This is a genomic window from Mesorhizobium sp. B4-1-3, assembly GCF_006439355.1.
Lineage (GTDB): Bacteria > Pseudomonadota > Alphaproteobacteria > Rhizobiales > Rhizobiaceae > Mesorhizobium.
Map to the genome: position 1 here is coordinate 18,043 of NZ_VFTG01000030.1, position 26,895 is coordinate 44,937.

Annotated in this window: 21 protein-coding genes; 11 read left to right on the plus strand and 10 right to left on the minus strand. The window is 64.1% G+C overall.

The genetic code is table 11. The features are described 5' to 3' along the window. The first annotated feature begins 21 nt into the window (after window positions 1-21). On the plus strand, window positions 22-945 hold the full coding sequence (locus tag FJW06_RS25985) for a DUF6492 family protein (RefSeq protein WP_140755971.1): 924 nt from the start codon (window positions 22-24) through the stop codon (window positions 943-945). A gap of 126 nt (window positions 946-1,071) precedes the next feature. On the opposite strand, the gene FJW06_RS25990 is transcribed toward FJW06_RS25985, so the two are convergent. After that, entirely contained in the window at window positions 1,072-2,367 is a 1,296-nt protein-coding gene (locus FJW06_RS25990; protein WP_140755915.1) for a lipopolysaccharide biosynthesis protein, read from the minus strand. Window positions 2,368-2,563: 196 nt separating this feature from the next. On the opposite strand from FJW06_RS25990, the gene FJW06_RS25995 reads away from it, so the two are divergent. The 4 genes from FJW06_RS25995 (at window position 2,564) to FJW06_RS26010 (ending at window position 8,933) form a co-directional block, all read left to right on the plus strand. Next, window positions 2,564-5,050 (plus strand): GumC family protein, encoded by a 2,487-nt coding sequence (locus FJW06_RS25995; RefSeq protein ID WP_140755917.1) that lies wholly within the window; start codon window positions 2,564-2,566, stop codon window positions 5,048-5,050. Window positions 5,051-5,262: 212 nt separating this feature from the next. Beyond that, the gene (folD, locus tag FJW06_RS26000) at window positions 5,263-6,162 is read left to right on the plus strand and encodes a bifunctional methylenetetrahydrofolate dehydrogenase/methenyltetrahydrofolate cyclohydrolase FolD (RefSeq protein ID WP_041003220.1); all 900 of its coding nucleotides are present in this window, start codon (window positions 5,263-5,265) and stop codon (window positions 6,160-6,162) included. 17 nt (window positions 6,163-6,179) lie between these two features. After that, window positions 6,180-7,178 (plus strand): GlxA family transcriptional regulator, encoded by a 999-nt coding sequence (locus FJW06_RS26005; RefSeq protein WP_140755919.1) that lies wholly within the window; start codon window positions 6,180-6,182, stop codon window positions 7,176-7,178. A 93-nt stretch (window positions 7,179-7,271) separates the two neighbouring features. Beyond that, window positions 7,272-8,933, plus strand: coding sequence for a VWA domain-containing protein (locus tag FJW06_RS26010; protein WP_140755921.1), 1,662 nt, complete (start codon window positions 7,272-7,274; stop codon window positions 8,931-8,933). A gap of 73 nt (window positions 8,934-9,006) precedes the next feature. Here FJW06_RS26010 and edd read toward each other — a convergent pair whose 3' ends face one another. From edd to zwf, 3 genes are all read right to left on the minus strand, one after another. After that, window positions 9,007-10,830 (minus strand): phosphogluconate dehydratase, encoded by a 1,824-nt coding sequence (gene edd, locus FJW06_RS26015; RefSeq protein WP_140755923.1) that lies wholly within the window; start codon window positions 10,828-10,830, stop codon window positions 9,007-9,009. A 62-nt stretch (window positions 10,831-10,892) separates the two neighbouring features. Next, on the minus strand, window positions 10,893-11,609 hold the full coding sequence (pgl, locus tag FJW06_RS26020; RefSeq protein ID WP_140755925.1) for a 6-phosphogluconolactonase: 717 nt from the start codon (window positions 11,607-11,609) through the stop codon (window positions 10,893-10,895). Continuing rightward, a complete protein-coding gene (gene zwf / locus FJW06_RS26025) occupies window positions 11,591-13,060 on the minus strand; it encodes a glucose-6-phosphate dehydrogenase (protein ID WP_140755927.1) in 1,470 nt (489 codons plus the stop codon). Before zwf ends, pgl begins: the two co-directional genes overlap by 19 nt. A gap of 291 nt (window positions 13,061-13,351) precedes the next feature. On the opposite strand from zwf, the gene FJW06_RS26030 reads away from it, so the two are divergent. Both FJW06_RS26030 and FJW06_RS26035 read left to right on the plus strand, forming a co-directional pair. After that, window positions 13,352-14,098 carry an SDR family oxidoreductase gene (locus tag FJW06_RS26030; RefSeq protein WP_140755973.1) on the plus strand — a complete coding sequence of 249 codons (747 nt, stop codon included), beginning with the start codon at window positions 13,352-13,354 and terminating at the stop codon, window positions 14,096-14,098. 263 nt (window positions 14,099-14,361) lie between these two features. Beyond that, window positions 14,362-15,471, plus strand: a complete 1,110-nt coding sequence (locus FJW06_RS26035; protein WP_246674844.1) for a Mur ligase family protein — start codon at window positions 14,362-14,364, stop codon at window positions 15,469-15,471. Window positions 15,472-15,504: 33 nt separating this feature from the next. Here the strand turns inward: FJW06_RS26035 and FJW06_RS26040 are convergent, their stop codons facing one another. From FJW06_RS26040 to FJW06_RS26050, 3 genes are all read right to left on the minus strand, one after another. After that, window positions 15,505-16,395: an SH3 domain-containing protein gene (locus FJW06_RS26040; RefSeq protein ID WP_181178577.1), complete on the minus strand. Its 891-nt coding sequence runs from the start codon at window positions 16,393-16,395 to the stop codon at window positions 15,505-15,507. Between the two features lie 247 nt (window positions 16,396-16,642). After that, window positions 16,643-17,929: an FAD-binding oxidoreductase gene (locus tag FJW06_RS26045; protein WP_140755929.1), complete on the minus strand. Its 1,287-nt coding sequence runs from the start codon at window positions 17,927-17,929 to the stop codon at window positions 16,643-16,645. 12 nt (window positions 17,930-17,941) lie between these two features. Continuing rightward, window positions 17,942-19,375 carry a glutamine synthetase family protein gene (locus FJW06_RS26050; protein ID WP_140755931.1) on the minus strand — a complete coding sequence of 478 codons (1,434 nt, stop codon included), beginning with the start codon at window positions 19,373-19,375 and terminating at the stop codon, window positions 17,942-17,944. A gap of 160 nt (window positions 19,376-19,535) precedes the next feature. Between FJW06_RS26050 and FJW06_RS26055 the strand changes: the two genes are divergently transcribed. Further along, entirely contained in the window at window positions 19,536-20,243 is a 708-nt protein-coding gene (locus FJW06_RS26055) for an HAD family hydrolase (protein ID WP_140755933.1), read from the plus strand. A gap of 15 nt (window positions 20,244-20,258) precedes the next feature. Here the strand turns inward: FJW06_RS26055 and FJW06_RS26060 are convergent, their stop codons facing one another. The 3 genes from FJW06_RS26060 to aceA form a co-directional block, all read right to left on the minus strand. Further along, a complete protein-coding gene (locus tag FJW06_RS26060; RefSeq protein WP_140755977.1) occupies window positions 20,259-20,708 on the minus strand; it encodes a response regulator in 450 nt (149 codons plus the stop codon). 223 nt (window positions 20,709-20,931) lie between these two features. After that, entirely contained in the window at window positions 20,932-21,174 is a 243-nt protein-coding gene (locus FJW06_RS26065) for a hypothetical protein (RefSeq protein WP_027168360.1), read from the minus strand. 54 nt (window positions 21,175-21,228) lie between these two features. Continuing rightward, on the minus strand, window positions 21,229-22,518 hold the full coding sequence (aceA, locus tag FJW06_RS26070; RefSeq protein WP_140755935.1) for an isocitrate lyase: 1,290 nt from the start codon (window positions 22,516-22,518) through the stop codon (window positions 21,229-21,231). A 249-nt stretch (window positions 22,519-22,767) separates the two neighbouring features. On the opposite strand from aceA, the gene FJW06_RS26075 reads away from it, so the two are divergent. From FJW06_RS26075 to FJW06_RS26085, 3 genes are all read left to right on the plus strand, one after another. Continuing rightward, entirely contained in the window at window positions 22,768-24,210 is a 1,443-nt protein-coding gene (locus tag FJW06_RS26075; RefSeq protein ID WP_140755937.1) for an XRE family transcriptional regulator, read from the plus strand. A 136-nt stretch (window positions 24,211-24,346) separates the two neighbouring features. After that, a complete protein-coding gene (locus FJW06_RS26080; RefSeq protein WP_140755939.1) occupies window positions 24,347-25,312 on the plus strand; it encodes a DMT family transporter in 966 nt (321 codons plus the stop codon). A 439-nt stretch (window positions 25,313-25,751) separates the two neighbouring features. Next, the gene (locus tag FJW06_RS26085; protein ID WP_140755941.1) at window positions 25,752-26,849 is read left to right on the plus strand and encodes a polyamine ABC transporter substrate-binding protein; all 1,098 of its coding nucleotides are present in this window, start codon (window positions 25,752-25,754) and stop codon (window positions 26,847-26,849) included. Window positions 26,850-26,895: the final 46 nt, after the last annotated feature.

Genomic DNA, 26,895 nt, shown 5'->3' on the forward strand with positions numbered 1-26,895 from the left:
CGACCGCTGGAAGGCGCGCCGGTGAACAGCCGCTTCGTGCCGGATGCCGCCACCGCAATCGAACCGCTGCCGCGTGTTCCCCTGGCTGCGATCGTCACGGCGAGCTACGCCCCAGATTTCGAGCGCTGCCGGCTGTTGTGCGAAACCATCGACCGCCATGTCACCGGCATGGCGCATCATTACATCCTTACCGAACATCGCGATGTCGCGCTATTCCGCCAACTGGAAGGCCCCCGCCGCAGCGTCGTCGACGAGCGGGACCTGCTGCCGCGCTGGCTGCGCGTCATTGACGATCCGCTGAGCGGCTTCCGTCGCCGCGTCTGGCTGAGCCTGAAAACGCAGCCGCTGCGCGGCTGGCATGTGCAGCAGCTGCGCCGCATCGCCATTGCCGGCCATGCGAAGGAAGACGTGCTGGTCTTCTGCGATTCCGACGTCGCCTTCCTGAAACCGTTCGACGCGAACGCCTTCTGGCGCGACGGCAAGGTGCGGCTGTTCCGGCGCGACGGCGTGCTTGCCGATGAAGGCCATGACGAGCATCGCATCTGGTCGCGCAATGCCGGCGCAGCACTCGGCATCGATGCCGCTACTCGATCGAGCCATGACTACATCTCGACGCTGATCGCCTGGCGCCGCGAGACCGTCAACGCGATGTGCGAGCGCATCGAGAAGGTGCATGGCCGCGACTGGGTCGGCGTCGTCGGCTCGGCGCGAAAATTCTCGGAATGCATGATCTATGGCCGCTATGTCGACGACGTGCTTGAAGGCGCCGGCCATTTCCACGGGACGGAGGAGTTCTGCCGCGTCCACTGGAACGGCAAGCCACTCTCGGATGACGAGTTCCGCAGCTTCGTCGACACCATGGCGCCCGAACAGGTGGCGATCGGCATGCAGTCCTTCATCGGCACCGATATCGGCCGCATCCGCCGCCTGATCGGGCTAGGTTAGCCTCCGAGGAATTCAGGTCAGGCCGAGTCGAAAACAGCGGCTTCCGAGAACCGGAGCGGAGCGTACTTTCGTACGTGAGCACCGGAAGCGCAGAGAGCCGTTGTTTGCAGGCCGGCCTCACCTGAATCAGATGGCTTTGGCCGGCCGGCGCATCGCTGAATAAGTCAGCAGCATCGAGGCGAGGTAAAGCAGCAAAAAGACGATGTTGAGCGACAACACCAGGTTGGGCGTGTCGGGGATCGTCGTCAGCACATAGATCAAGAGCACTGCCTTCAATCCGGCGAGCAGACCGAGATTGATTGCCCTGACCGCCGTCTGGCCGCGCGCGAAGAGAAGCTCGGCCTGGTATTCGACGAGGTTGCGCAGCCCCGGCACGCAGACAGCCAGCGCGACCAGTGGCGCTGCCTCGGCGACATTCTTGCCGAGCGCGTTCGGGAAGAAATGCAGCACGATGCCGAGCGATGCCAGCGCCAGCGTCGAGACCAGGAACACGCCGCCTTCGATGCCGCTCTTGACCGCCAGCCGCGACAACAACTCCGGCGCACGCATCATGCGCTGCACCAGCATCATCGAGAAGGTGCGGATCGGGATCGCGGTGAGATCGACCAGCCGCATGATGATGGCGTAGATGCCGGCGAGATGCGGTCCGCCGATAGACAGCACCAGGAGTTTGTCGAACTCCATCTGCAGGTAGAACAACACCTCGGACCCGGCGACATAGACAGAATCGGCGAGCCGGCGGAAATAGAGTTCGGCGCGCAGCCGCAGCCGCTGGCGCGGATAGAAGAAGACGAAGGCGACGACGAGCGAGGCGGCGTTGGCGCCGATGTAGAACAGCGACCAGACGCCGATCGTATGCTGCGCGGCAAGCATGAACAGGATCGCGCCGACTGCCCTGAGCGCCGTCGCCAGGATGGCGAGCATCGCCGCGCGCCCAAACTTGCCGAGCCCGTTGTTGACGATCAGCGCCACTTCGACCGGCCGCCACAACAGCGCCTCGGCGAAGACGACCGCGGCGAAGGCCGACAGCGGCACGGTGCCGGCGAAGAAGATCAGATAGACGATGTAGGAAGCGGCGGCGAGGAACGGCAGCGACAAGACGCCGAGAAGCAGGAACCCGGCGGTGAAGGTGCCGATCAGGTTGGGACGGATCGTGGCGGTGCGGTAGAGCGCAGAGATGAAGCCGAAAGCCAGGATACGCGACAGCATTATGCCGGCGGCCGAAGCGGTCGCGAACATGCCGAACTCGGCGATCGAAAGCGTGTTGGCCAAGGCGATGAAATAGGCGAGTGAGAACACCAGCCGGCCGCCGGCGCCGCTGATGGCCGAGAGATAGTCGAATACCAGTTTGCGGCGGGTGGCCACGAAGTGGCCGATCCGCGCGAAGCTCCGCCTTTGCGGCATGTCGCTGGCCTGGGTCATATCGAGGCGATAGATAGGATGGAAAGTTTAACGCGGCGTTCTGGCGGCCGTCCCGGCGGCCCGAAATGCGGTGAACAACGGCGAAAACTGTGCCTGCCGAGGCGCAAAATTAACCGTTTGTTTCCTATGCCTGTTTAGCGTGGCTTAACGATTGGCCGATCCGCGCCCAAGCCGCCAGAGAGCAAGTTCCAGGACAATGGTCGACAGGGATAACCGTGATGACTGGAGGCGCGAGCGCTCGCTGCTGGCGCTCGGCCAAGCCATGCGTGGCGACGACAAGACGGTTTCGATCGGCGACAGGGCCAATTCCTCCTGGCGCGAGGACGCCGCCGCGCGCCATCGCGCCGCGCGTTCCGAGCGCGAAGCGAAGTTGACTCCGCGGCCTGCCGATACCAGCGAATTTGACCGGGATCAGGTGCAAGCGGAATCGGAGCCGGTGGACACCGACTATGGAAGGAAACGGTCCGATTCATCCGTGCCGCCCTATGAAACCCCGTCGGAGAGCCAGCAGCCGCAAGCCGCCCTCGAACCTCGTCGCGCGAGCCTGCCGCCAGCCAGCGACGATTTCCAGGAATGGAAACCGCTGATCGACCCGATGCAGGTCGTGCACGGCATCACGCGATCCAAGACGCTGATCCTGTCGACGACCATCCTGGGCGCGGCGCTTGGTGTCGCCATCGCCTTGTCGACGCCGAAGAAGTATGAGGCCACCACCGAAGTCATCGTCGACCCGCGCGACCTCAAGCTCACCGACCGCGACCTGACACAGAACGTGGTCGCCTCGGATGCGACGCTGGCCATCGTTGAGAACCAGGTCCGCATCCTGACTTCGGGCACCGTTCTCAACAAGGTCGTCACCGACCTCAACCTTACCAATGACCCGGAATTCAACGGCCAGGGCGAGGGCGGGCTTGGTCTGATGTCGACACTGCGCTCGATTCTGTCCCGGCAGGATGCGGGTGCGGCGGACGAAGCGCGTAAGCGCGCGCTGGCGGTTGGCAATCTGTACGACAGCCTCGACGTCGAGCGCGGCGGCAAGACCTTCGTGGTCTCGGTCAGCGCCACGACGCAGAACGCGGAGAAATCCGCTCTGATCGCCAACACCATGGTCAAGGCCTTCAGGCAGATCTCCAGTGAGATCCAGTCCAGTACGGCGGGCCGCGCCAATGACGAGCTCACCGCCAGGCTCGACGAATTGCGCAAGGGTGTCGAGACGGCCGAGCGCAACGTCGAGGATTTCAGGGCGACCCACGACCTTGTCGATGCGCAGGGCCACCTGATCAGCGACGACCAGATGCTCAAGCTCAACGAGCAGCTTTCCGTCGCCCGCGCCCGCACGCTCGAACTCAATGCCCGCGCCGCCTCGGCGCGCTCGCTAAACGTCAGTTCGGTCCTCAGCGGCACGTTGCCGGAAGAGATCAACTCAAACACGATGAGCGAGCTGCGCTCGCAATATGCGGCGCTGAAGCAGGAAGCCGACCGGGCCGAGGTCAAGCTCGGGCCGCGCCATCCGGAAATCGAAGCGCTCAACGCCCAGCTTGCCGGCGCGCGCGAGCGCATCAGGGGCGAGCTGCAGCGCATCGCGTCCTCGCTGCAGGTCGACCTGAAGCGCTCCGTCCAGCTCGAGCAGGACCTTTCCTCGCGTCTGGCGCAGGCCAAGGTGCAGAGCGGCGACGTCAACAACAATCTGGTCTCGCTGCGCGAGCTGGAGCGCGAGGCCGCCGCCAAGCGCTCCGTCTACGAGCAGTTCCTGCTGCGCGCCAAGGAAACCGGCGAGCAGAAAGACATAAACACCGCCAACATCAGCGTCATTTCGGAGGCCTATGCGCCGCTGCAGGCCAAGGGGCCGTCACGCGCGGTGATGGCCTTGGCGGGCCTGTTTGCCGGCCTGTTCGCCGGCATAGGCCTTGGTGGGTTGCGCGGCGTCTATGCGAGCCTGCGCGAGACGGCCGATAGCCGTTCTCGCCGCCGCGTTGATGGGCGTATTCCAATACCGGAAAACACTTCCGACGGGGCCGCTCCGCCGCCACCGCCACCGAATGTGACGCCGCCGGCCCCACCTGTTGCTCCGCCTCCGGCTCGGTCATTCACGCCGCCGCCCCCGGCCGCGCCTGTCGCGCCGTCGCCGGCTCCGTCATTCGCGCAGCCGCCGGCCGCATCCTACACACCGCCGCCTGCCTCACCTCCGGCGCCGCCTCCGATGACGGCTGCGGCACATCCTGTTGCCCAACCCGTCGCGCCACCACCGCCGGTACCGGCCAATGACGCCGGCCGTCCCGGCCTTTTGGCATCGCTGGCCTCGGCGCTTCGCTATTTCGTGCGCCGCGAGCCGGCTGAAACGGTGGATCCGGACACTGTGCCGCCCGAAAACGTCTGGCGCGCGCCTGACCGGGAAGAGCGCTATCCTGGAGCTCAACCATTGGCGCGGGAGAATGTCCGGCCGCCATACGAGCAGGGCTATTCCTATTCGTACCGGCCGGACCGTGGCCGGAGCGATCCGTACGAGGATCATCATTCGGCATCGCCCGCCTCTTACGATCCGCAATCTCCTGCCGGCGGCGAGCTCGGCCGGCCACCTGCCGGCCAGCAGGGCGAGATCGACGAGATCCGCGCCAGGCTGCGCGAATTCCGCGAGGCGGTGCGCGAGCTGACCGAAAGCCGCGCGCGCCGCCGCTATTTCTGAACTGCCCGTATTTCTAAACCACTCGCGGTTTATAAAAGCGGCCGGTTTCGGGTTTACGGCATCCGACGACGTTTTGACGGGATTGCCTTGTCGAATTTTCGTGAAAATGCCGCGCTGCATTTCGGCCGCAAGCGTCTCGCTTTGACGGATCGACAATGCCGATCGAGGAATGAGGCCATGCATCGGCCTCGTAGCGAAGCTGAGGGTTGGTAATGGCCGAAGTGATTGATGGAAAGAGTGTCGCCGAGGATGTGGTTTCGAAGGTCAAGGCTCTGACCGCGGAGCTATCGGCCAAGGGTGCCACCAAGCCCGGCCTTGCCGTGGTGATCGTCGGCGAGGACCCGGCGAGCCAGGTCTATGTCGCCTCGAAATCGCGCACTGCCAAGGAATGCGGCTTCCATTCGCTCCAGCACACGCTGCCGGCCGACACCACCGAGGAACAATTGCTGAAGATCATCGGCGACCTCAACGCCGACAAGTCGATCCACGGCATCCTCGTGCAATTGCCGCTTCCCGGTCACATCGATGCTGGAAAGGTCATCCAGACGATCGCGCCGGAAAAGGACGTCGACGGCTTCCACTTCATCAACGTTGGCAAGCTCGGCACCGGCGAGCTCGAGACCGCATTCGTGCCCTGCACGCCGGCGGGCTCGATGCTTTTGATCGAGCGTGTGCGCGGCAAGGACCTGTCCGGCCTCAACGCCGTCGTCGTCGGCCGATCCAACATCGTCGGCAAGCCGATGGCCAATCTGCTGCTCGCTGCCAACTGCACCGTCACCATCGCCCACAGCCGCACCAGGGACCTGCCGGCGCTGGCCCGCACCGCCGATATCCTGGTCGCCGCCGTCGGCCGCCCGGAAATGGTCAAGGGCGATTGGGTCAAGCCGGGCGCTACCGTGATCGACGTCGGGATCAACCGCATCCCGGCGCCGGAGAAGGGTGAGGGCAAGTCGCGCCTGGTCGGCGACGTCGCCTATGCCGAGGCGGCCAAGGTCGCGGGCGCCATAACGCCGGTGCCCGGCGGCGTCGGGCCGATGACCATTGCCATGCTGATGGCGAACACTGTAGCTTCCGCCTACCTCGCGGCCGGGTTGAAGCGGCCGTCCTTCTGATTGAGAAAGCCTTTGCATTGCCGAACCTGAGTGCCTCCGTCGAACGGCCGATCACGAACGATCCCGTTCAAGGCGGCCGCCAGTTCGGTTTTCTGCTGGTCGACAAGTTTTCGATGTTCTCGCTGGCGGCGGCCATCGACTGCTTCCGTTCGGCCAACCGCCTGCTTGGACGCGACTTTTACGGCTGGACGACGATTTCGGCCGATGGCGACGCGGTCATGGCCTCCAACGGCCTGCCATTGAAGATAGACTATTCGGTCGCCGACATGCCGCCGGTCGATATCCTGTTCGTCTCGGTCGGCCTCACCACCGAATTCCCGGGCAAGAGCAAGGTACTGGCCGCCCTGCGTAGCTGGGGCCGGCGCGGCAACGCATTGGGCGCGCTGTCGGTCGGCTCCTATCTTTTGGCCGAGGCCGGACAGCTCGACGGTTACCGCTGCACCATCCATTGGGAGAACCGCGCCGGCTTCATGGAGCGTTTCCCCGACATCAACTGCACCGGCAATGTCTTCGAGATCGACCGCAAGCGTTACACCTGCGCCGGCGGCACCACCTCGATCGACCTGATGCTGGAGATCGTGCGCGGCGATTTCGGCTCCAACCTTGCCAATGGCGTCGCCAACCAGTTCCAGCACGAGCGCATCCGCTCGGCCGGCGACCGCCAGCGCGTCGGACCGGAGCGCGACCTCACCGGCAAGTCGGAGAAGCTCAGGCGTATTGTCGAATTGATGGCCGACCATCTCGACGAGCCGCTGTCTGCGGTGCAGCTCGCCAAGTCGGCGGGCCTGTCGGTGCGCCAGGTCGAGCGCCTGTTCCTGCGCCACCTCAGCGTGACGCCGGGCCGTTACTACATGCGGCTGAGGCTGGAACGGGCACGCGAATTGCTGCGCCAGACCAACATGCCGATCCTCGACGTGGCGATCGCGACCGGCTTCACCTCGCATTCCTATTTCGCGCAGAGCTATCGGCTGCAGTTCGGCCGCCCGCCATCGGAAGAGCGGCGCACCACCTATTAGCGCTCCGCCTTTCACCCTCGGCCAGGCTTGTTTCCAGGACCCGCCTCAAATAGCTTTCGCAGCGCGGACGAGGGTTGCTCTCAGGAGATTTTCATGGCGGGACTGATACGGAGCGCCGCTGCGGCGCTCCTCCTTTTGTCGATGACCAGTTTCGGCTTTGCCGCCAACAAGGTCATCATTATTCTCGATGCGTCGGGCTCGATGTGGGCGCAGATCGACGGCAAGCCGAAGCTGGAGATCGCGCGTGAATCGCTGCGCACGGCGCTGCAGTCGGTTCCGGCCGACGACGAGATCGGCTTCATGGCCTACGGCCATCGCACCAAGGGCAGCTGCGACGACATCGAGCTGATCGTGCCGCCGCAGGCCGGCTCCGCCAGCGCCATTTCAGCGGCGGCCGACAGCATGAAATTCCTGGGCAAGACGCCGCTCACGGCGGCCGTCAAGCAGGCCGCCGAGGCGCTGAAATACACCGAGGACAAGGCGACGGTGGTGCTTATCACCGACGGGCTGGAGACTTGCGGCGGCGATCCCTGCGCGCTCGGCAAGGAGCTGAAGGAAATCGGCGTAGACTTCACCGCCGATGTCGTCGGCTTCGGCCTGACCGCCGACGAGGGCAAGCAGATCGCCTGTCTCGCCGAAAACACCGGCGGCAAATACATCCAGGCCTCCGACGAGAAGGCGCTGCAGGAAGCTCTGGTCGAGACCGTCGCGGCTCCGGCGCAGGCGCCTGCGCCGGCACCCGCGCCGGCTCCGGCTCCCGCGCCGAAGGCGGCGGAGGTCGACTACAATCTCATCCCGACCGCGCTGCTGAAGGACGGTGGCGAGGCGCCGAAGTCCGACGTCTATTTTGAAATCTTCAAGGACGACGCCAAGGGAACCGGCGGCGAGCATGTCGACTACGGCTACAACACCGTCAAGTTCCACCTTGACGCCGGCAACTACATCGTCGTCGCCACCAGCGGTGCGGCCAGGGCCGAGCAGAAGGTCTCGCTGACGGCCGACAAGGCGACGGAACCGGCGCTCAACCTGAATGCCGCGGAAATCTCCATCCATGCTCGGCCTGCGCCCGGCGCCGATATCGACCGCGGGGCGCAGATCAGCATCGCCTATCCCGGCGGCACCTCGGACGCAAATTACGGTGAGGTCAGGTATGTCGTCCCGATCGGCGAAACCAAGGTCACCGTCAGCCTGGGAGCTGGCCAGGCGAGCGAGGCGATGCAACTCGTCGCCGGCCAGGTCGTCGACAAGGACATCATCGTCGGCGTTGGCAAGGCCAAGGCCAACGCCTTCTACACCCAGGGTGGAGAGAAGGCCAGCACGGACGTGTCCTGGAAAGTGTACAAGGCCGCCAAGAAGCTCGACGGCAGCCGCGATCAGGTGACTTATGCTTATGGTCCCGACAGCCAGTTCGACCTGCCGCCCGGCGACTATATGATGGGCGTCGACGTACAGGCCGTGTCCGCTGAGCAGCCTTTCAGCGTGACGGTCGGGCAGATGGCGGATGTCAACGTGACGCTGAATGCCGGTGTCGTGGAGGTCGACGCGCCAGGCGCCGATGGTTTCAAGATATTCGAGGCCAAGAAGAACATCCAGGGCGAGCGCAAGCAGGTGACCTACGCCTATGGCGAGAAGATGCAGACGACGCTCGCCGCAGGCGACTACGTGCTGGTGACCAACTTCACCACCGACAAAGCCGACAAGGAAACGCCTTTCACCGTCAAGGCCGGCGAGCGCAACGAGCTCACCGTGCATTAGACTAGTAACCGGCTGGACAAGACAAGAAGGGCGGCTCCGGGCCGCCCTTTGCTTGGGGATAACCAGGATTAGATCAAGCGTTTCCGAACGCCGCCGCCCCATGGTCAGCGCGGCCGACCAGCTGGCGGAAGCCGGCGAACAGCTCGCGGCCGAAGCCGAACTCGTTGCCGACGAGGTCGGCATCCGCCGTGCGGCGCAGCGCGAATTCGGTTCCCGGCACCAGCACCTCCAGCGTGCCGGCATCGGCGTCGAGCCGAATGATGTCGCCGTCATGGATCCTGGCGATCGGGCCGTCCTCGACCGCTTCCGGCGTCACATGGATCGCCGCCGGCACCTTGCCGGAAGCGCCCGACATGCGCCCGTCCGTCACCAGCGCCACGCGCTGGCCGCGATCCTGCAGGATGCCGAGCACGGTGGTCAGCTTGTGCAGTTCCGGCATGCCGTTGGCCTTCGGCCCCTGGAAACGGATGACCGCGATGAAATCGCCGGTAAGTTGGCCGGCCTTGAAGGCGTCGTTCAGCGCCTGCTGGCTGTCGAACACCTTTGCCGGCGCCTCGATGACGCGGCGCTCCGGTTTCACGGCGGAAGTCTTGATGACGGCATGGCCGAGATTGCCGCCAAGCACTTTCAGGCCGCCGGTCGGCTGGAACGCTTTCTTGACCGGCGCCAGCACCTTCTCGTCGCCGCTCACGAGCGGCGCCGCTTCGCGCACCACGCTGCCATCCCCGCCAAGCCTCGCCTCGACCGCGTAGGGCCGCAGGCCTTCGCCCCACACCGTCTGCACGTCCTCATGCAGCAGTCCTTCGTCGAGCAGCTCGCGTATCAGGAAGCCGAGCCCGCCGGCGGCGTGGAAATGGTTCACGTCGGCAAGCCCGTTCGGATAGACGCGCGCGAGCAGCGGCACGGCCTCCGACAGGTCGGAAATATCCTGCCAAGTGAGCGCGATGCCGGCGGCGGCGGCCATGGCGATCAGGTGGATCGTATGGTTGGTCGAGCCGCCGGTGGCGTGCAGGCCGACGACGCCGTTGACGATCGAACGCTCGTCGATCATGCGCCCGACCGGCGTGTAGGCATTGCCGAGCGCGGTGATCGCCAGCGCGCGCTTGGCCGCTTCCCTGGTGAGCGCGTCGCGCAACGGCGTGCCCGGATTGACGAAGGAGGCGCCGGGCATGTGCAGGCCCATGACCTCCATCAGCATCTGGTTGGAGTTAGCGGTGCCGTAGAAGGTGCAGGTGCCTGGCCCATGATAGGACTTGGACTCCGCTTCCAGCAACTCGGCGCGGCCGACCTTGCCTTCGGCATAGAGCTGGCGGACCTTGGCCTTCTCGTCGTTCGCGAGCCCGGTCGTCATCGGTCCTGCGGGGATGAAGACGGCCGGCAGATGTCCGAAGGTGAGCGCGGCAATCACCAGCCCGGGCACGATCTTGTCGCACACGCCGAGAAAGACGGCCGCGTCGAACATGTTGTGCGACAGGCCGATCGCCGCCGCCATCGCGATCACGTCGCGCGAAAACAGCGACAGCTCCATGCCGGGCTGGCCTTGCGTGACGCCATCGCACATCGCCGGCACGCCGCCCGCCACCTGGGCGATGCCGCCCGCTTCCCGCGCGGCTTCCTTGATCAGCGCCGGGAACGTCTCGAAGGGTTGATGCGCCGATAGCATATCGTTGTAGGAGGTGATGATGCCGAGATTCGGCACGCGATCCTCGCCGAGCGCGATCTTTTCCGACGGGCTGCACACGGCAAAACCGTGGGCGAGGTTGCCGCAACCCAGCACCGCGCGATTGGCGGTGCGGCTGGAGGCCTCCGCGATGCGGCCGAGATAGGCTTCGCGGCCGGCTTTCGAACGGTGGCGGATGCGTTCCGTGATGGCTTCGATATCGCGTCTGGCTGTCATGTTCCGTCCTTTCGAGCCCGGCGACGTCCTCCCTCTGCCACCGGACTTGTCCTCATCTGAAATCAGGGTGCCCAGAACACCTCGATCGGTCGCGGCGCCGCCTCGAGCACTCTGCGGATGGGCTTCTTTGCGCCGGGACCCGTCGCGCCGTTGAACGCCACGCGCTTGTCCTCGCCTTCGATATGGAGCGCGATGAAGCCGGCGGCGAGGATGCGCGCCATCGACAGCGTGAGCCGTGGCTCGCCGCCGCTTGCCGCATGCACCGGCAGCACGATCCGCTGCGAGGCCGGATCGAGCAATTCCTCGAGATTGCCGGCATCCGGGAAGAACGACGCCGTATGGCCGTCGCCGCCCATGCCGAGGATCACCACGTCGAGCGGCCAAGGCAGCGACCTGAGTGCTTCGCTGTCCGCCGCCGCAGCGTCCTCGATGCTTGCCGCCTCATGGTAGAGCGGCACGAAGCGCGCCGCCGCGGCCTTGTTCTGGAGCAGGTTCGCCGCCACCAGCCCGGCATTCGAGCGCGGCGAGGACGGCGGCACGAAGCGCTCGTCGACCAGCGTCACGGTAACCTTGTCCCAGGCGATCGGCGTGGTCGACAGCGCCGCGAACAGCTTCGCCGGCGTGGTGCCGCCGGACACCGCGAGCAGCGCGGCGCCGCGTTCCGCGATGGCGCTGGTCAATCGGTCTGCAATCTCCCCGGCAAGCGCCGTCGCCAGGTCCTGGCGGTCGGCAAAGCCGTTCCAGCCGTAGCGGACTTCGCTCAATTGCTCTCGTGCCATGTCCGTCCGTCGCGTTCGATAAGAGCGATCGAGGCCGACGGCCCCCAGGTTCCGGCCGTATAGCCCTGCGCCTCCTGCCTGGCGCTTTCCCAGGCATTCTGGATCGGGTCGATCCATTTCCACGCCGCCTCGACTTCGTCGCGGCGCATGAACAGTGTCTGGTTGCCGCGCACCACATCCATGATCAGCCGCTCATAGGCGTCAGGCGCACGCCCGTCGAAAGACTGCGCGAAGCTCATGTCGAGCGAGATCTGGCGCAGCCGCATGCCGCCCGGTCCCGGATCCTTGATCATGATGAACTGCTTGACGCCTTCGTCGGGCTGCAACCGGATCACCAGCTGATTGGCGAAGATCGGCCCCGCGCCTTCGTCGAAGATCGAGAAGGGGATCGGCTTGAACTCGATGACGATTTCCGAGACCCGGCTCGCCAGCCTTTTGCCGGTCCTGAGATAGAACGGAACGCCGGCCCAGCGCCAGTTGCCGATCTCGGCCCTTATGGCGACGAAGGTCTCGGTGGCGCTGTCCTTGCCGAGTTCCTCGACATAGCCCTTGACCGGGCCGCCCGCCGACGCGCCGGCGCGATATTGACCGCGCACCGTGTGCTTTGGCGCTTCGTTGCCGTTGATGCGCTTCAGTGCCCTGAGCACCTTCAGCTTCTCGTCGCGCACCGCGTCGGCGTCCATCGAGGACGGCGTTTCCATGGCGACGAGGCATAGAAGCTGCAGCATATGGTTCTGCACCATGTCGCGCAGCGCGCCGGCCTTGTCGTAATAGGTGACGCGGTCTTCGAGGCCGACGGTCTCGGCGACCGTGATCTGCACGTGGTCGATATGGGCGGAGTTCCACAGCGGCTCGTAGAGCGCGTTGGCAAAGCGCAGCGCCATCAGGTTCTGCACGGTTTCCTTGCCGAGATAATGGTCGATACGGAAGATCTGGCCTTCGTGGAAATCGTCGCCCACTGCGTCGTTCAGCGCGCGCGCCGAGGTCAGGTCGCGGCCGATCGGCTTCTCCAGCACGATGCGCGAGCTCGGCGTGATCAGCTTGTGCTGCTTGAGCTGGTGCGAGATATCGCCGAACAGCGCCGGCGCCACCGCAAGATAGAAGGCCCGGATGCGATCGCTGTCGCCGATCGCTTTCTTCAGCTTGTCGAAGCCTGCGCCGCTGGTGGCGTCGGCCGGGACATAGGAAAGCCTGGCCAGGAAGGTTTCCAGTTCCTTCTGGTCGATATCGGCCGGCTTGACGTGCGACGAAATCGCCTGCCTGGCGAAAGTCTGGAATTCGGCGTCGGTCATCTTGGCGCGCGAGGTGCCGATAATGCGCGTCGGTTCGCAGAACTGATGGTCGCGCTGGCGGTAGTAGAGCGAGGGCAGGAGCTTGCGTTCCGACAGGTCGCCGGTGCCACCGAAGATGATGAAGTCGAAGGGATCGACAGGGATGATCTGGCTGGTCATGGTCAGTCCGATTTGATGCCGGATGCCGGCAACGCGGTTGGTATATTCTAATCGATTTAAATTTTCCAGTGCCATGGTGTCACAGGCAGGACCAATCGCTTGCTGTTGCATCGGTCCACCTGTTTCCGCGACACTTGCGCTGCCGACAGGCCTGTCGGCAAAGCCATGGCTTCCGGCAACGTTCGCGGCCGCACCATAGAACGCGAATGTGACGAAAGCTAAGGGAGAATATCGCTGCGGGGCGGCGGCCGGAAAATCAAGAACTGCGGAAATCCAATGAGCGGGAAAACCATGCGTCTGGAAAACAAGGTCGCCATCATCACCGGTGCCGCATCGGGTTTCGGGGAGGGCATGGCCAGGCGCTTCGCCGAAGAGGGCGCGCGCGTTGTCGTCGCCGACCTCAACGCCAAGGGCGCCGAGCGGGTGGCCGAAGAGATCGGTCCCACCGCGATCTGGACCCAGACCGATGTGTCCCTGCGCTCCGAATTCGACGAGATGATCTATGCCGCCAAGAGCGCCTTCGGCCGCGTCGACATCATGGTCAACAATGCGGGCTTCACCCATCGCAACGGCGATATGCTCGCCGTCGACGAGGAAACCTTCGACCTGATCACCGCGGTCAACATGAAGGCGATCTACCACGCCGCGCTCGCCGTCGTGCCGATCATGGACCGGCAGGGTGGCGGCGTCATCCTGACCACGGCCTCGACGGCGGGACTTCGGCCCAGGCCGGGCCTGACCTGGTACAACGCCTCCAAGGGCTGGGCGATCACCGCCACCAAGTCGATGGCGATCGAACTGGCGCCGAGGAACATCCGCGTCAACTGCCTCTGTCCGGTCGCCGGCGAAACCGGCATGCTGGAGAAGTTCATGGGCGCCGACACGCCTGAGATCCGCGAAAGGTTCCGCGCCTCGATCCCGCTCGGCCGGCTCTCGACGCCCCTCGACATCGCCAACGCGGCGCTGTGGCTCGCCTCGGATGAAGCCTCCTTCATCACCGGCGTGGCACTGGAGGTCGACGGCGGCCGCTGTATTTAAGTGATGGATATGGAGCCGTGTTTGACTCCATGATCCGGCGAAAGGCATAACGGTGTCCGGCTTGAGGCGGGCGGCCATGAAATTCGGACTGCGAAAAATTCGCGAAGAACTCGGGCAACGTCTCAAGATTTATCGAGCAAAGCGCGCGCGGACGCGAAGCAAGGCCACCTTTATCGGCGTAACCGGCAGCTCAGGAAAGTCGACCTGCGGCGAGCCTGCTTGGGCACATCCTGGCCGGCCACGCGCGGGTTTACACGCGGGTCTTGGCCAACACGATAAAGTCGCTGGTCAGCACGCTCTACAAACGCATGAACAAGAGCGGCGAGGCCGACTACGTCGTCTTCGAAGCGGGCGCATTCGGCGTCGATACGATCAGGCCCATGGCGCAGATGCTCAAGCCGCACGTGGCTGTTGTCACCATGGTGCGGCTTGAGCATTTCTCCAGTTTCAAAACGCTGGAGAACGTCGCTCGCGAGAAGCGCGCTCTTGTCGACGCGCTGGAGCCCGGCGGCTTTGCGGTGTTCAATGCCGACGATCCCAATGTGCTGGCCATGGCATCGGGCGCTGCGCATCGCTTCGTCACGTTCGGCGAGTCGGAAACGGCCGACTATCGCGTCACCGATATCAGTGCCGCGTATCCGAGAACGCTCGGCGTGACGCTTCACTGGCGGGGCGGAGCGCTGAAGCTCAAGACCCCGTTTCCCGGTGAGCATTTCTGGCTGCCAACCGCCGCCGCGGCCGCCACCGCGCTGGAACTTGGCGTGCCTGCGCAAATGGTGGAGCAGAGGATCGCGACATTCGAGCCGTTGGCGAATCGCTGCCACGTCTTGACCGTGGACGGAGGCCCACACTTCATCGTCGACACCGCCAAGGCCCCATGGCATTCGCTGTCGCTCGCCTTCGACATGGTGGCAAAATCAAGGGCCGGGCGAAAGCGAATCGTGCTCGGCCAGCTATCGGACTTTGCCGGCTCGAACGCGAAATATGCGCGAGCCTACGACAGCGCGCGCAACATTGCCGACCAAGTGATCTATGTAGGGGAACATGCGCATCGCTCGAAGGCCAGCCAGGCCGATCGCGACAGCGGTCGGTTCGTCGAACTGCGCACGCCTAAAGAGGTTTCGGATCACCTCAAGCGTACGGCGGTCCCCGGCGAACTTATCCTTCTCAAGAGTTCTTCCAGCCTTCATCTGGAGCGTTTGGCACTCTCCTGGACACACGACGTCAAATGCTGGATCCCCTCTTGCGGGAAGAAGGAAGGTTGCCAGAACTGCGGCCTTTTCGAAGTGCCGTTCGAAGAGCATCGGGAGTTCGTCAAGAAGCGCACAGATGATCGCCGGCGTCAGCGCCTGCGTGGGCTCTTCGGCGGCTGACGGCATCGCGCTCGGCACCGTCGGCACAATGGCTCAGGCGCCAGTCTTGACGTAACTTTTGTAGACCCAGCCGCGCTTGCCGTTATAGACGATCTCGCACCACTGCTTGCAATTCATCACCTGCACCGATGCCTTGGCCGGCACCGTGATAATTGCGGCAGCCCCCTTCTTCGGGCCCGAGCGCATGGTCACAGCCCTCAAAATACGCCCGTTTGCGGCCGCGCCGGCTTTCTGCGGCTTCGACTTGAGCTGGGCCGGGTCGTCCGTCGCTGCCGGCTCAGAATCGGGAACCTGCGGGTTGGCTTCGGGAATGGCGGCGGTCTGGGCGCCATCCATCTTGTCGCTCGGCTTCTTCGCTGCCGTCGACGTCTCGCTCGCGGCGCCCGCGACCTGCGACAGCGCGTTCGAGGCGTCGTTCTCGGCATCGGCTTCGGCAAAGGCCGTATCGGCGGATTGCGCCGGGGCCGTGTCCGCGGCCTGTTTGGATGGAGCTGGCTGGTTCTCGACCGGGGCAGGTGGCGTGTTGGCGTCCGAAGCCGTCCAACGCGGGTTGTTCGATGCCAGGGCCGGAATGCTGGCTTCGCGGGCCGCCGTCGTGGGCGTTACCGCATCCCCCTTGCGTGCGGCCTGCGGCGCCGTCGCTACGGCGACCGCCGCTGCCGCCGGAGCGACTTTCGTGGTCTTCACCGGAATTGTCGGAACGATCTGCGCGGCATTTGCCGCAGTCACTTGCCGGTCGCTGCCCGGAAAACACAGCCACAGCGCCACCGCGGCCACGCTGAGCAGCGCGGCGGTGCCGACCGCTGCAATGACCAGATGCGCGTTCGACTGCACCTTCTGCCAGAAGGACGGTCGTACGTTATAGCCGAACTGCATTGTAAAGCGCTGCCGTTCCGGCGCGCCGAAACTGAAGGGCTCGTTCACTCAAACCACCTCCAACAAGCGGGCCGACGTTCTTTCGATCATTGTCGTAAGGATCGGCATCGGTCCCTAAATCACTGCGGACAAGGTCCGCGAAGTCCCCGGATTTTCGCCCATAATTGCATCTTTTACTGTTGATTATGGCATGAGTGAGCCAATTTGCGAAATTCGGCGCGCCTGTTAAGGCTTCCACAACCTGCCGCGTGGAAGTCGCCGGCTCGAATCGGCGGCTTCGGCTGGGCCTGCGGCTTCAAATCCTGTCGCGCAGCGCGAACCAGTTGAGGGCAAGAAACAAGAGCGGCGCGCGAAATCGGCGACCGCCGGGGAAGGCGGGGATTTTCAAATCCTCGATCAGTTTCAGCCGGTCGCGATTGCCGGCAACGGTCTCGGCATAGAGCTTGCCGAAGAAGTTCGACAGCATGACGCCGTGGCCGGAATAGCCGCCTATCGAGATCACCTTCGGCATCACCTCGCGCACGAACTGCTTTCTCGGCACCGTGATGCCGACATAGCCGCCCCAGCCATGCGTGATCTCGACATCCTTCAGGTCCGGGTAGAGCTCGGTGATCTGCCTGCGGATGTGGATATGGATGTCCTTCGGGTCGTTGACGGCATAGACCTCGCGGCCGCCGAACAGGAGCCGTCCGTCTTTCGACTTGCGGAAATAGCGCACCACGAAGCGGGAATCGTCGACCGACTCGCCGCCCGGCAGCACTTCGGAGGCCGCGCCGAGCGGCACGGTCGCGCCGATGAAGGAACCGATCGGCATGATGTGCGCCGCGCTTACCGGCTCCAGATTGCCGCCATAGGCGTTGACAGCGATCATGCATCTGTCGGCGGTAATCGTGCCCTTGGGCGTCGTGACCGTCACCTTGCCGCCGCTGGAAAAAATGCCGGTGGACGGTGTCTGCTCGAAGAGATGCGCGCCGGCCGCCGCAGCCGCTTTCGCTGTGCCGATCACCAGCTTCAGCGGATGGATGTGCCCGGTGCCGGTGTCGCGCGTGCCACCGAAATAGCGTGTCGAGCCCAGCCGCTGCGCTGTCTCCGCCGCGTCCATGAAGCTGACATGCGGATAGTCGAAGCGGCTCGCCATGATCTCGGCATGGCGTTTGTAGTCGTCGACATAGCGCCGCTTGTGCGCCACCGACAATTGGCCCGGCATATAGTCGATCTCGATGGCATTGGCGGCGGCGAAGTCGAACAGATGCGCCTTGGCTTCTTCAGCCATGCCGAACAGCGCCCTGGCGCGGGAGAGGCCGTACTCGGCCTCCAGTTCCTCGGCCCAGGCGCGCTGCCCGGTGCCGAGCTGGCCGCCATTGCGCCCCGACGCGCCGTCGCCGAGGCGATGGGCTTCGATGAGGACGACATTTGCGCCTGTCTTCGCCAAGTGCGCGGCTGCCGACAAACCGGTGAAGCCGCCCCCGATGATGACGACGTCACATTGGCGATCACCATCTAGCGAAGGATATTCGGGCCGAGGCCCGGCCGTATCCTCGTACCACGAGCGGCCCGGGGAAATGGGAGACTGATAGGGCATGATCAGTGTGCCCTATACGTTCAACAAGAGATACTCCCGCTCCCACGGGCTGATCACTTCCATGAAGGTCTCGAACTCGGCGCGCTTGATCGCGGTGTATGTGGCGGCGAAGGATTTGCCAAGGATGGCGCCGAGTTCTTTGTCGTCCTCGAACAGGCCTACGGCTTCCAGAAGGCCGCGCGGCAGGTCGATCTCATCCGCATTGGCGGTCGTCAGGACCGGCGGTTCCGCCTTGATCTTGTTGTTTATGCCGACCAGCCCGCAGGCAAGCGACGCCGCCAGGGCCAGATAGGGGTTGGCATCGGATGACGGGATGCGGTTTTCCACGCGCCGCGCCGCCGGATCCGAGCGCGGCACGCGGAAGGCGGTGGTGCGGTTGTCATAACCCCATTTGTTGTTGACCGGAGCCGACGCCTGCTGCGTCAGCCGGCGGTAGGAATTCACATAAGGCGCGAACATCACCAGCGCGTTCGGCACGTGCTTCTGCATGCCGCCGATGAAATGGAAGAATGCGTCGGTCTCGGACCCGTCCTCGGCCGAGAAGATGTTTTTGCCGGTCTTCTTGTCGACCACCGACTGGTGGATGTGCATGGCCGAGCCCGGTTGCCCCTGGATCGGCTTGGCCATGAAGGTGGCGTAGATCTCATGCTTCAGCGCCGCCTCGCGAATGGTGCGCTTGAACATGAAGACCTGGTCGGCGAGCTCGATCGGGTTGCCGTGGCGCAGATTGATCTCGAGCTGGCCGGCGCCCTCCTCATGGATCAGCGTGTCGATCTCCAGGCCCTGGCGTTCCGAGAAATGGTAGATGTCGTCGATAAGTTCGTCGAATTCGTTGACGCCGGCGATCGAATAACCGGCGCCTCCGCCGATCGGCCGGCCCGAGCGCCCGACGGGCGGCGTCAGCGGGTAGTCCGGATCGGGGTTCTTGCGCACCAGATAGAATTCGATCTCGGGCGCCACCACCGGCTTCAGGCCGCGCTCGTCATAGGCCGCAAGCACGCGCTTCAAGACGTTGCGCGGCGTGAACTCGACCGAGCGGCCGTCCTGGTGCACGAGATCGCAGATGACCGCGGCCGTCGGGTCCTCTTCCCAGGGCACGACCGTCAGCGTCGAAAGATCGGGCAGAAGCTTCAGGTCGCCGTCATCTTCGGGATAGTGGAAGCCGTTGCCGTCCTCGGGATAGCCGCCCGAGATCGTCGTCATGAACACGGCCGAAGGCAGCGCCAGCGAGGTGTTGGAGGTGAATTTCTTCGACGGCATCATCTTGCCGCGGGCGACGCCCGCCTGGTCGGGCGTTATGCACTCTATGTCCTCGATGCCGCGCCATTCCAGCCAGGCGCTGGCTTCCTTCCAGTTCTTCACACCGCGTTGGTTCTTCAGGAAGGCAGGCGTGCGGGCGCGTCCCCCCCGGCTTGACGGACGGACTTCCTTTTTCTCAGGCGGCATCATTCACCAGATTGTGTTGCGGATTTCGGACTATAGCCGGGCGCCACGGGGGAAGGGAAGGGGAGGGGCAAGGCGCTTGCCCAGGGGCCGCCCCTTGCGGACCGGCTGGCAGTATTAGGCGAACGCGTCTACATCTCCATTTCGGCAAGATGAGGTGGCCATGTCCGCTCTTACTACGATCGGATTCGATGCCGACGACACGCTGTGGCAGAACGAGCAGTTCTTCCGCATGACCGAACAGCGCTTCATCGCCATGCTTGCCGAGCACGGCGAGGCAAGCGTGGTTTCGGCGACCCTGCTCGAAGCGGCAAAGCGCAATCTCGGCCTCTACGGCTTCGGCATCAAGAGCTTCACGCTGTCGATGATCGAGACGGCCATCGAGGTTACGGAAGGCCGCGTTCCGGGCTCGACCATTGCGGAAATCCTGGCTGCCGGCCGCGACATGCTCAGCCATCCGATCGAGCCGCTGCCGCATGCGCGTGAGACGGTCGAGAAGCTCGCCGGCAGCTACCGCCTGGTGCTGATCACCAAGGGTGACCTCATGGACCAGGAGCGCAAGCTGGCGCAATCGGGACTGGGTGAGCTCTTCGACGCCGTCGAGATTGTCAGCGACAAGAGCGCAGCCACCTATGCCCGCATCTTCAGCCGCCATGGCGACGGACCGCAAAAGAGCGTGATGGTCGGCAACTCGCTGAAGTCGGATGTCGTGCCTGCCATCGATGCCGGCGGCTGGGGCATCTATGTCCCGCATGAATTGACCTGGGCGGCCGAGCATGCCGAGGCGCCGGTGGCCGCGCCGCGTTTCCGCCAGATCGCCGACCTGAGCGAACTGCCGGCATTGATCGAAGGCATCGCCGCGGCAGGCTGACCGGTTTAGGGCGCTCTACCCGCGTCCGACCAGGCGGTCGACCACGGGTTGCAGCCTTTCGGGCGTGATCGGCTTGGCAACCACCGCATCGACCACGCTCGACAGGCCGAGGCTTTCGGGAGTGCCATTCCTGGTTGAAAGCAGGATCACCGCCGGCAGCGGCTTGCCGGAGGCGCGCCGCAGCGCGTCGATGGCCGACAACAGCCGGTCGCAATCCTTGTTGTCCGGGCCGCCGTCCAGGATGACGGCGCCGGGCACTTGGCCGGCCAGTGTCTTCTCGGCGGCCTCTGGCGGCTCCGAAATCGGCTTCAGCCCCGATTTCTCGACGATTTTCGACACCACGACGCGGTTGATCGATGATTTCCCGACGACGAGCACCTTGGAAAAATCCGCCGCGATCGTACCAGTCCGGGCTGTTGGTTGCGGGTGTTTTTCGGATCGGTCGTCATGGTCGGCGGGGCACATCGGCGGGCAGGCACTCTGGTTCAATGCAGGGTTGAAACCTGAGGCACAATTGAGTGAGATCGCGGCCGGTGTCAAGCTGAAACGATCGAGGTCGAAATATAGCAATAAATTCTGGAATTCAGCGCAAGTCGTATCCCTCGGCGACGAAGGCAAGCCGAAAAATGCGATAGTCTCCCGAACGTATATCGCGCGGGAGACATTCGCCGAAATTGTTGACGTTACGTCAAGTGTGGCTCTGTTGGGTAACGATCACCGGGATTAAAAGGTCTCCCCAATTGCCGTCGCCGCCATGGTGCCTGGCCGAACGCACCAGCTCCACCGAGACTCCGGCCTCGACTGCCTTCATGACCGACTGGTTGAGCCTGTGCAGATCGTTGGCGAGCATGCGGATCGTCGCCTGCTGGTCGACGCTCATTGCGCTCGATTGTTCTTCTGCCCTTTCCTTGACGCGGCTTATCGATGCCATTGGTCTTCTCCTCGATGCAAATGCCCTGCGGGCGTTTCCTCTGGTTGTTATCCGTTACTCGGCCGCCGGCCTGAACTGGGCGTGCTCGGTCGATTCATGCATGGCGGTGGTCGAAGACTGGCCGCCGGTGATCGCCATCGACACGGCGTCGAAATAGCCGGTGCCGACCTCGCGCTGGTGCTTGGCCGCGGTGTAGCCGTTGGCTTCCGCCGCGAACTCGGCCTCCTGCAGTTCCGAATAGGCCGCCATCTGGCGATCCTTGTAGCCGCGCGCCAGCTCGAACATGCCGAAGTTCAACTGGTGGAAGCCGGCGAGCGTGATGAACTGGAACTTGTAGCCCATCGCGCCGAGCTCCTTCTGGAACTTGGCGATCGTCGCGTCGTCGAGATTCTTCTTCCAGTTGAAGGACGGCGAACAATTGTAGGCGAGCAGCTTGCCCGGATGGTGCTTGTGCACGCCCTCGGCGAATTTCCTCGCCTGCGCCAGATCCGGCTTCGAGGTCTCGCACCAGATCAGGTCGGCATGCGGCGCATAGGCCACGGCGCGCGCGATGCAGGGCTCGATGCCGTTCCGCACATTGTAGAAGCCCTCGACCGTGCGGCCTGCATCGTAATCGACAAAAGGCCGGTCGCGCTCGTCGATATCGGAGGTCAACAGCTTCGCCGCCTCGGCGTCCGTGCGCGCCACGACCAGCGTCGGCGTGCCCATCACGTCGGCCGCAAGGCGCGCCGCGTTGAGGTTGCGGATATGCGCCGCCGTCGGGATCAGCACCTTGCCGCCGAGATGGCCGCATTTCTTTTCGGACGCCAGCTGGTCCTCGTAGTGGACGCCGGCGGCGCCCGCCTCGATGAACGCCTTCATGATCTCGAAGGCGTTGAGCGGGCCACCGAAGCCGGCTTCCGCATCGGCCACGATCGGCGCGAACCAGGTCTCGACCGACAGCCCCTTGCCCTCGGACGTCTCGATCTGGTCGGCGCGCTGCAAGGTGCGGTTGATGCGCTTGACGAGTTCCGGCGCCGCATTGGCCGGGTAAAGCGACTGGTCGGGATACATCGCCGAGGCGGTATTGGCGTCCGCGGCCACCTGCCAGCCGGAAAGATAGATCGCCTTCAGCCCGGCCCGAACCTGCTGCATGGCCTGGTTGCCCGACATGGCGCCCAGCGCGTTGACGAAATCCTCCTCGTGGATGAGCTTCCACAGCCGGTTCGCGCCCATCTCGGCCAGCGTCTGTCGAATCTGCACGGAGCCGCGCAACCGTTTCACATCCTCTGGCGAATAGGGGCGCTCGATGCCGCCGAAACGGCCTTCCGGCGCGGAGGGGACGAGGTTGTAAAAATCGGTCATTGGTCACTCCGGTCATTCGGTAGCTGCGTCAGCGCCGCATCGCAAAGGCATATCTTACGACGTCTGTGTATGACATCATTTACATTGCAGCGCGAAAGCACCTAGAAAAACCGCAAAATACCTCGGAAAATAAAGGAAAAGCTGTGTTGTCATTGACAGGTTGGCCCTGTAAATTTGTCACGATTGTAAAGGCGGCGATGCGAGCGCCGAACTCGATGTTTATGTAAATCCTTGTCAAGGATAGCAGGGATGGCCGACCAGAAGATCTTCGCCGGGCCGCGGCTGCGCCGGCTGCGCAACGCCAGGAGCCTGACCCAAACGGCGATGGCCGAAGGGTTGGGCATCTCGCCTTCCTATCTCAACCTCATCGAGCGCAACCAGCGGCCGCTGACGGTGCAGCTCATTCTCAAGCTTGCCTCGGTGTACAAGGTCGATCCGCACGAACTCCAGGGAGAGACAAAAGGCTCGATCGCGGCCTTGCGCGAAGCGTTCAGCGATCCGCTTCTTGCCGGCGAACTCCCCGGCGATCAGGAGCTGATCGATCTTGCCGAGACGGCGCCGAACGCTTCGGCGGCGATGGTGAAACTCTTTCGCGCCTATCGCGAGCAGGCCGAGCGCCTGTCCGATCTGAACCAACTGCTGGCGAAGGAAGGCAGGGCGACCGCGCTGTCCGGCGCGCGCCTACCCGCCGATGAAGTCCACGAAGTGTTCGAGCGCCGGCCGAACCACTTTGCCTCGCTGGAAGAGGAGGCCGAGGCTTTCACATCGGTCCTCGACCCCGGCGATGATCTGTTCGCCGCGCTGAAGGCCTGGCTGAGGCGGGAGCATGGCATCGTCGTCAAGGTGCTGCCTGTCGCCACCATGCCCAACTGGCGCCGTCGCTACGACCGCCATTCGCAGCGTCTGTTCCTGTCCGAGCGGCTGTCGCCGTTCGATCAACTGCGCGAAGTCGCCATGGAGGCGAGCCTGATCCGCATGTCGGTGGCCGTCGCCGGCGAGATCCAGACGCTGAAGCTCGGCACCGACGAGGCGCGCCGGCTCGCCCGCTTCGAACTCGGCCGCTACGCGGCGCACGCGCTGATGATGCCCTATCAGCCTTTCCATGCCGCGGCCCTGCGCGCCCGCTACGACATCGACGTCTTGCGTTCCCGCTTCGGCGTCTCCTTCGAACAGGCGGCAAATCGCCTGACCATGCTGCAGCGGCCGGGCGCCTCGGCCGTTCCCTTCTTCATGCTGGAGGTCGACAACGCCGGCAACCGCTTCCGCAAAGCCGGCAGCCAGGGTTATCCGCAGAGCCGCTTCGGCGGCGGCTGCCCCAAGCTTCCCGTCCATGCGGCCTTCTCGCAGCCGGGCCAGATCCTGGTCGAGGCGGTGGAAATGCCCGATGGCGCCGAGTTCCTTTGCATCGCCCGGACGCTGGAAGGTCCGCAAGGGGCCTTCTCCGAACGGCCGCGCCGCACCGCGCTCCTGCTCGGCTGCGACATCGGCTTCCGCGACGAGATCGTCTATGGCGCGGCGCTGCCGGTCGGAGCCGCCGGCAAGCCCGGGCAAGGCTTCGCCACGCCGGTAGGCCCCGCCTGCAGGCTCTGCGAGCGCGTCGGCTGCCTCGCGCGCGCCGAGCCGCCGGTGACGCGCCCGCTCGGCCTCGACGAGATGGTGACGGGTCTCAGCGCCTTCGATTTCCAGGGATGATCTCGGCCGACTGCCCCAAGCTTCGCCGGATGCTGGATCACGCCGGTTTTGCGCCTTTGCGCTACGCGATTGAGACGCAGTTCTTTGTCGTTCCTGATGCATCGTGTCGAACGCAACTCGCTGACAGTCATCCGCCATGACCGGTACCGCCTCGTCCCCCGTCGCTCCGTCCTCCACCGCCTTGCCGGCCGTCTCGCCGCGCGAGGAGCGGATCGGCATGCTCCTGGTCTTCCTGTCGGCGCTGATGTGGAGTTTCGGCGGCACCATCGCCCGTTTTATCCATGTCGGCGACAGCTGGACCGTGGTGTTCTGGCGTTCGCTATGGGCCGTGGCCTTTCTCATCGCATTCATGCTTTGGCGCGATGGTTGGCGCGGCACTGTGAACCTCTTTCGGCACATGGGCCTGCCCGGCCTTGGCGTCGCCTTCTGCTTTGCCACTGCCTCGACCAGTTTCGTGGTGGCGCTCGCCTACACGACTGTCGCCAACATCCTCCTGATGCAGGCCGGCGTGCCGCTGCTTGCGGCTCTCCTTGCCTGGCTCCTGTTTCGCGAACGGGTCGGTTCGGCGACCTGGATCGCGATTGCCGCCGTCATCGCCGGCGTCGCCATCATGGTCTCCGAATCCCTGGGCGGGGCCGTCTCGCCGATCGGCGACGGGCTGGCGCTGCTGATCGCGGTGATGTTTTCTGTCGCGACCGTGATTACCCGGCGCTTCGCCCATGTACGCATGGTGCCGGCCAATTGCCTTGCGGCGCTGCTCGCCGGTGCTTTCGCCGCTTCCCAGGCCTCGGCATTCGCGGTCTCGGCGCGGGACATGGGCTTCCTCTTCGCCTTCGGCGTCGTCAACCTTGGCGTCGGCCTCGCCTTCTTCGCCATGGGCGCGCGGCTGGTGCCGGCGGCGATCGCGGCGCTGCTCGGCACCTTCGAGCCGATCCTCGGGCCGATCTGGGTCTGGCTCGTCCATTCCGAAGTGCCGTCGGTGCGCACCATCGTCGGCGGCGCGGTCGTGGTCACGGCGCTGCTCATCCATATCGGGCTGGAGTTCAAGCGCCAGACGCGGCCGGCGCGTCCCGGCGTCACCGGCCTGCCATCGCCCAATTGACGTTAATGCATGTCGCCCGAACTGCGCAGCGGTTTTGGGAGAACGACATGCATCAAGACAAGACTTAAAACGCGTCGCCCGAATCCCTTTCAGCGCGACGCGCTTTAGGCAGCGTTCCCCATTGACAACCCAGTCGCCGGGCGGGCAGGCTGCGATTACGGCAACAACAAGACAGGCGTATCTTGCCAAGTGTCTCCGCCGGCCTGCTCGGGGCCGGACAGCATCGTCATAGCTCTCAATACGCCACGGTGCATGCCGTTGCCGCCGCCCGGGCGCCTCGCCGGAGAGGCCGAGAGGCCTCGAACCTTGATGCCATGACAGAGCCTGGCGTGGTCAGTTCGCGCTTGTCGCTCTCCGGAAAGCTCAATACTCTGAAACCAACGCCGCCCCGCCATATCGCGACGAGCCGGCGAGGGAACACTCACCAAAGGAGAACAGCATGATCCGCAAAGCGCTTTTGCTTTCGGCGACGTCGGCATTTCTGACGCTTTTCACACTAAGCGGCCACGCCGAGGACCGCGTCGTCAACGTCTACAACTGGTCGGACTATATCGACAGCTCGATCATCGACGACTTCACCAAGAAGACCGGTATCAAGGTCGTCTACGACACCTTCGATTCCAACGAGATCCTGGAGACGAAACTGCTCGCCGGCGGCAGCGGCTATGACGTTGTCGTGCCGAGCGCCAACTTCCTGGCGCGCCAGATCCAGGCGGGCGTGTTCCAGAAGCTCGACAAGTCGAAGCTGCCGAACCTCTCCAACATGTGGGACGTTATTTCCGAGCGCACCGCCAAATACGATCCGGGCAACGAATATTCGGTCAACTACATGTGGGGCACGGTCGGCCTCGGCTATAACGTCAAGAAGGTGCAGGCCGCACTCGGCACCGACAAGATCGACAGCTGGGACGTCTTCTTCAATCCCGACAAGCTGGCCAAGCTGAAGGATTGCGGCGTCTATGTGCTGGACTCTCCCACCGACGTCCTTCCAGCGGCGCTTAAATATCTCGGGCTCGATCCCAACAGTACCTCTCCCGATGACATCTCCAAGGCCGAGGAGGCGTTGCTGAAGGTGCGGCCCTATGTCCGCAAGTTCCATTCGTCCGAATACATCAACGCCTTGGCCAATGGCGACATCTGCCTGGCGATCGGCTGGTCGGGCGACGTCTTCCAGGCGCGCAACCGCGCTGTGGAAGCCAAGCAGGGTGTCGAGATCGGCTATTCGGTGCCCAAGGAAGGCGCCGAGATGTGGTTCGACCAGATGGCGATCCCCGCTGACGCGCCGCACGTCGCCGACGCGCTCGAGTTCATCAACTACATGATGACACCCGAAGTCATCGCCAAATCGTCGAATTACGTGCTCTACGCCAACGGCAACAAAGCCTCACAGCAATTCGTCGACAAGGCGATCCTGGAAGATCCTTCGGTCTATCCCGACGAAGAGACGATGAAGAAGCTGTATACGATTGCGCCGTACGATCCCAAGACGCAGCGCGTCATCACGCGCACCTGGACCAAGATCGTCACCGGCCAGTGAGCATTGCGACACGACCCCGGCAGCCAACTGCCGGGGTCGTTTTCTT

Bases quoted from the DNA above. Each gene is read 5' to 3' on its own strand.
- FJW06_RS25990 (WP_140755915.1), bottom strand. From the start codon at position 2,367: ATGACCCAGGCCAGCGACATGCCGCAAAGGCGGAGCTTCGCGCGGATC.
- FJW06_RS25995 (WP_140755917.1), top strand. From the start codon at position 2,564: ATGGTCGACAGGGATAACCGTGATGACTGGAGGCGCGAGCGCTCGCTG.
- folD (WP_041003220.1), top strand. From the start codon at position 5,263: ATGGCCGAAGTGATTGATGGAAAGAGTGTCGCCGAGGATGTGGTTTCG.
- FJW06_RS26010 (WP_140755921.1), top strand. From the start codon at position 7,272: ATGGCGGGACTGATACGGAGCGCCGCTGCGGCGCTCCTCCTTTTGTCG.
- edd (WP_140755923.1), bottom strand. From the start codon at position 10,830: ATGACAGCCAGACGCGATATCGAAGCCATCACGGAACGCATCCGCCAC.
- pgl (WP_140755925.1), bottom strand. From the start codon at position 11,609: ATGGCACGAGAGCAATTGAGCGAAGTCCGCTACGGCTGGAACGGCTTT.
- zwf (WP_140755927.1), bottom strand. From the start codon at position 13,060: ATGACCAGCCAGATCATCCCTGTCGATCCCTTCGACTTCATCATCTTC.
- FJW06_RS26030 (WP_140755973.1), top strand. From the start codon at position 13,352: ATGCGTCTGGAAAACAAGGTCGCCATCATCACCGGTGCCGCATCGGGT.
- FJW06_RS26045 (WP_140755929.1), bottom strand. From the start codon at position 17,929: ATGCCCTATCAGTCTCCCATTTCCCCGGGCCGCTCGTGGTACGAGGAT.
- FJW06_RS26050 (WP_140755931.1), bottom strand. From the start codon at position 19,375: ATGCCGCCTGAGAAAAAGGAAGTCCGTCCGTCAAGCCGGGGGGGACGC.
- FJW06_RS26055 (WP_140755933.1), top strand. From the start codon at position 19,536: ATGTCCGCTCTTACTACGATCGGATTCGATGCCGACGACACGCTGTGG.
- FJW06_RS26060 (WP_140755977.1), bottom strand. From the start codon at position 20,708: ATGTGCCCCGCCGACCATGACGACCGATCCGAAAAACACCCGCAACCA.
- FJW06_RS26065 (WP_027168360.1), bottom strand. From the start codon at position 21,174: ATGGCATCGATAAGCCGCGTCAAGGAAAGGGCAGAAGAACAATCGAGC.
- aceA (WP_140755935.1), bottom strand. From the start codon at position 22,518: ATGACCGATTTTTACAACCTCGTCCCCTCCGCGCCGGAAGGCCGTTTC.
- FJW06_RS26075 (WP_140755937.1), top strand. From the start codon at position 22,768: ATGGCCGACCAGAAGATCTTCGCCGGGCCGCGGCTGCGCCGGCTGCGC.
- FJW06_RS26080 (WP_140755939.1), top strand. From the start codon at position 24,347: ATGACCGGTACCGCCTCGTCCCCCGTCGCTCCGTCCTCCACCGCCTTG.
- FJW06_RS26085 (WP_140755941.1), top strand. From the start codon at position 25,752: ATGATCCGCAAAGCGCTTTTGCTTTCGGCGACGTCGGCATTTCTGACG.